The sequence below is a fragment of the Methylocucumis oryzae genome (assembly GCF_000963695.1).
Lineage (GTDB): Bacteria > Pseudomonadota > Gammaproteobacteria > Methylococcales > Methylomonadaceae > Methylovulum > Methylovulum oryzae.
Window position 1 is genome coordinate 1 of the sequence record NZ_LAJX01000278.1, and the last position, 3,864, is coordinate 3,864.

Consider the following 3,864-nt stretch of genomic DNA (forward strand, 5'->3'; position numbering starts at 1 on the left):
TCGGCGCGCGGCGTCCATGCCGCGCCCCTATCGGGCTAATCCCAGAAAAACCTGCGGTGCTCGGCGCGGCAAACGGGATTTGGGTTCCGGGTAACTTGCAGAAAAATTCAAGTTAAATAATACATCTTAGTGATGTTGTGAGTGATTAAAGAATGAAGAAAATATTGTTAAATAAAACTTGGTTGTTGATGTTGTGCTTAGCCGCACCATTGACTCATGCTGAGCCTACAGGCCGCGAAATCTTGGATAAGATGACTGATTTCCAGCGCAGTATTACTGATTCGGCGTTTGTGAAATCTAAATTATCCAGTTGCCAATACGGGATTAAAGATAAAAGAATTACTTGCGTAGAAGAGCCTAGGGTGAAATTACTGGAAGCCGTTGGTATTAACGATGGCGTTAACCGTAAAGATACTAAATCAGTCACTGTCGTGTTAGAGCCAGCGATAGAAAAAGGCGTAGGCATGTTGAATTACACTTATGACGAGGCCGGTAAAGATAACGAAACTTGGTTGTATTTATCCGCGTTAGGTCGGGTAAAACGTATTGCTAGCGGTAATTCAGAGGATGACTCTGAGCCTGCGTCATTGTTTGGTTCGGAATTTACTACCGAAGATACTGACCCAGGTAAGCTAGATGAATATACGATTACCTTACTCGGCGAGGCGACCGAAGCCGGTAGGCCGGTTTGGAAAATAGAAACAGTGCCTAACGCTGAACGTGCTAAGAAAACCCGTTATGCCCGCACCGTGTTATATGTCGATAAAGAACGTTATGTCAGTTTGCGCTCGGAAATGTATGATAAAAACAATAAGGAAATTAAACGCATGATAACGTCTAAAGTCGATGAAATAAAAAGGTGTTTGGACGGCGCGCTCACAAACCATGATGAATCTAGTTACGAATCGCTTATCCAACATGATTCGTAGCGAAATTGACACCGGTGTTAAGATTCCTAGCGATTTTTTAACCCAACGCACGTTAACCGACGTCGCGTTTAGAGAAACCACGTTAGCCGAGTTGAGGGCGCAAGTCACTCGCTAACCCATGCGGATACAATGGACTGCCGCCCCGTTATTGATAGTAGCCCTGTCAATACACGCCGAAGACGTTTTGCCTAAGTCCGCGTCTGATAGCAGCAGTGATATGCTGCAATTAGACGAGGAGTTTTCGGCTGATATTAAGCCCGCAAAACAGTTAAGCAAAACAGAACCCGAGCCTGAAGCGGATTTTTATACTCGACATCTTGCCAAAAAATTCACTTTTAAGCTAAACCAGCAGGTTTATAGCCAAATTCACCATCATGTCACGGCGTCAGGTGTCGAAAAAACACCGACGATTGAAGACAATCGCTTAAATTTAAACATTAAATATCAAAACCTGTTTGCAGCCGGCTGGAGTTTTCAAGCCAGCGCACAAGCTAAACTGTATTGGCCTAGCGATTATGAGCATGGGTCGCCTAATCAATCGATTGATATGGAAGGCCGCGTTGATGAGCTTGAGGCAAGATTAAATGAATTTTATCTAACAAAAAATTTAGACAAACATACGTTTAAACTCGGTAGACAAACCATTGTCTGGGGCGAGGCGGAAGGTAATTCGATTTTAGATACGTTAAATACCACCGAATTTAGGGATTTAAGCATTATTGAAATCGAAGACGCACGATTAAACCAATGGCTATTAGTGTGGGACTTCTTCGGCGACGAACAACAACGCTTATCGTCGTTTATAAATTTCGACCCGCAATTTAATCCAAATACGCGTATCAATAGCCCCGCTTATGTTCCGGTATCGGTGCCATTAACAGGACCTGACGATAAAACCCGGTTTGAATTTGGTACGCGTTGGCAATGGTCAATTGAGCACAGCGATTTAGCCGTAATGGCGGCGTATTTATTTGAAAATCCGTTACGCTATGAAGTTGCGCCAGATTTGTCAGTCGCTAAAGCCAACGATAATGCTTATTGGCTATTAGGTGCTAGTGCTAACCGCGCGATAGGTAAGTTATTGTTAAAATTGGATTTGGCGTTTAGTCACGGCGTATTAGCGGACACTTTGGTTGCTCCTGGCGGTGATTATGTATTCAGCCACGCCAGCTCCGTGCGTAGCGAGCAGCTCGGTTTCTCCGCCGGATTTGAATATGCGCTAAGCAATCAACAAAGCATTAGCTTGTCCGCCTTAGCCAGACATTTTCCAGGTTTAGATGAGTCGTTACGCGCCAATGAAACCTCAGCTAATGATGATTTATTCGGCAGTTGGCTAATGCGTTATAGCCATAGCTTTGACAATAACAACTGGGTGTTGTCGTCCACGATGAACGGCTCGTTAAACGGTGATAGGGTGTTAATCAGCGGCAGCGTGTCATATAGCGTTAACGACCACTGGTCGCTATTAACCCAAGTCATCACGACGTTTGCTGATAAAAACTCCTCGTTTGCGATTTTAGATAAAGACGTGCGGCTGGGGTTTACGATTAGTTATTCAAATTAGGGAATGAGTTAAACCAGCTTTGCCAGTTGCTTTCGTTTAAAAAAACGTTTTAAGTACTAGCGATACAATACCGGCAAGCATAACCCCCATCATCCATTTAAGAACGGCTAGGTCAGTTTTGAGCGGTGCTAAGGCAATATCTAAGTCAGTTTTAGTGACTAATTGCGTCTGCGCTTCGGCAATAGTGCGCACTACAGCTTCGGCTTGCTCCTGTGGAATGCCTGCTGCTTTGAGCTTGTCTACTAATTGCAATGTATCGAAAGTGATAGTGGTCATACCGTAGCCCGTTAAACATTAGCATGGCGCCACATAAGCTGTGACGGACTGTGGCAGCATAATGGTGGTGTGTGCGTGTGTCAACTTGTAAGGTTGTTTAGCAATCGACACTGTACAACCTTTAGGTATTGATGAACTTACTACGGGTTCTGTATTAGCCTGATAATCTCGTAGGCACTTTTGCGCGAGTCAATAAAGTGCCTATCGATTGCGCATAAGTTTTTTCAGTATGAATGCTGTAATACTTCACGTTTAGTCTATCTTTTAACTGAATTAAGCAGCTTAAGATGGGGATTTATCGGTGTATAATTCATACTAACAAAAAGGTTGCTAACAACTGAGATGTATAATAATATCCTTAAAAAACAATAAGCACGAATCGGAAAACACACCGATTAGTGTGTAATCTGTGGCCCCTAAAAAGGGGCCTACTTTACGTTAAGCCCACGTAACTGTCCGATGGTGTTGATTTAAAACAAAAAATTTGCAAGTTGCCGCAAAAAATGTTATCAGTGTAGCGTTAGTAACACGGTGTATAACGAAGTTGATACACCGTGTTACTAACGCTACACAAACAAGAGTTTTGCGACACTCTGCGGCATTTTTGGTGAGAAGTGATCGGTCATTCCCATGAGCCTAACGCCTCGATCAAGCACGCGCCTCAACTTTAGGTGTTACGGATTGATTATTTAATTAATAAAACTATAGAGCAACGTATGCATAGGTTCGATGTTGGCGGTGCTAATCTCGAACGTTGGGCAGGTAATCAATGGATATAATGGTTCTCCGCGGATTAGAAAGAATTATTGTAGATATGGGTGGAATATTATTTGCCTATCTCGGATATAAACTATACATAGCTGGAGTTGAAAAGGGCAGAAACCATTTAACTGCTGAATCAAAATTCTATAGGTTTGTTTTTTCTGGTATCGGTCCCGGACTGTTTTTTATGGCTTTCGGAGGTCTTGTTTTGGTCACGGCACTTTTTTACTGGCGGCACTCAAAGAACTAATCTTACTGAAGAATTTAATCCAAATACCAACTCCCTAGAAAATAAAGCAAGTGTTAGTCAATCAACACAAGTTTGAGCCTGAA

At 42.9% G+C, this 3,864-nt stretch carries 5 protein-coding genes; 4 read left to right on the forward strand and 1 reads right to left on the reverse strand.

Annotation, left to right across the window (positions count from 1 at the left end; all coding sequences use genetic code 11):
- Nucleotides 1-152 precede the first annotated feature (152 nt).
- From VZ94_RS19955 to VZ94_RS19960, 3 genes are read left to right on the forward strand one after another with little or no spacing between them, the layout of a single operon-like run.
- Nucleotides 153-929 carry an outer membrane lipoprotein-sorting protein gene (locus VZ94_RS19955; protein WP_082081861.1) on the forward strand — a complete coding sequence of 259 codons (777 nt, stop codon included), beginning with the start codon at nucleotides 153-155 and terminating at the stop codon, nucleotides 927-929.
- Complete coding sequence (locus VZ94_RS31210) at nucleotides 919-1,044, forward strand: hypothetical protein (protein WP_275575336.1); 126 nt, start codon at nucleotides 919-921, stop codon at nucleotides 1,042-1,044. The genes VZ94_RS19955 and VZ94_RS31210 overlap by 11 nt, the downstream gene beginning before the upstream one ends.
- A gap of 3 nt (nucleotides 1,045-1,047) precedes the next feature.
- Entirely contained in the window at nucleotides 1,048-2,493 is a 1,446-nt protein-coding gene (locus VZ94_RS19960) for a DUF1302 family protein (protein WP_045780572.1), read from the forward strand.
- Nucleotides 2,494-2,529: 36 nt separating this feature from the next.
- Here the strand turns inward: VZ94_RS19960 and VZ94_RS19965 are convergent, their stop codons facing one another.
- Nucleotides 2,530-2,769 (reverse strand): CCDC90 family protein, encoded by a 240-nt coding sequence (locus tag VZ94_RS19965; protein ID WP_045780573.1) that lies wholly within the window; start codon nucleotides 2,767-2,769, stop codon nucleotides 2,530-2,532.
- Between the two features lie 769 nt (nucleotides 2,770-3,538).
- On the opposite strand from VZ94_RS19965, the gene VZ94_RS27340 reads away from it, so the two are divergent.
- Complete coding sequence (locus VZ94_RS27340; protein WP_045780574.1) at nucleotides 3,539-3,781, forward strand: hypothetical protein; 243 nt, start codon at nucleotides 3,539-3,541, stop codon at nucleotides 3,779-3,781.
- Nucleotides 3,782-3,864 lie beyond the last annotated feature (83 nt).

Excerpts from the sequence above, each read along its gene's own strand:
- VZ94_RS19955 (WP_082081861.1), top strand. The coding sequence starts at position 153 with ATGAAGAAAATATTGTTAAATAAAACTTGGTTGTTGATGTTGTGCTTA.
- VZ94_RS31210 (WP_275575336.1), top strand. The coding sequence starts at position 919 with ATGATTCGTAGCGAAATTGACACCGGTGTTAAGATTCCTAGCGATTTT.
- VZ94_RS19960 (WP_045780572.1), top strand. The coding sequence starts at position 1,048 with ATGCGGATACAATGGACTGCCGCCCCGTTATTGATAGTAGCCCTGTCA.
- VZ94_RS19965 (WP_045780573.1), bottom strand. The coding sequence starts at position 2,769 with ATGACCACTATCACTTTCGATACATTGCAATTAGTAGACAAGCTCAAA.
- VZ94_RS27340 (WP_045780574.1), top strand. The coding sequence starts at position 3,539 with ATGGATATAATGGTTCTCCGCGGATTAGAAAGAATTATTGTAGATATG.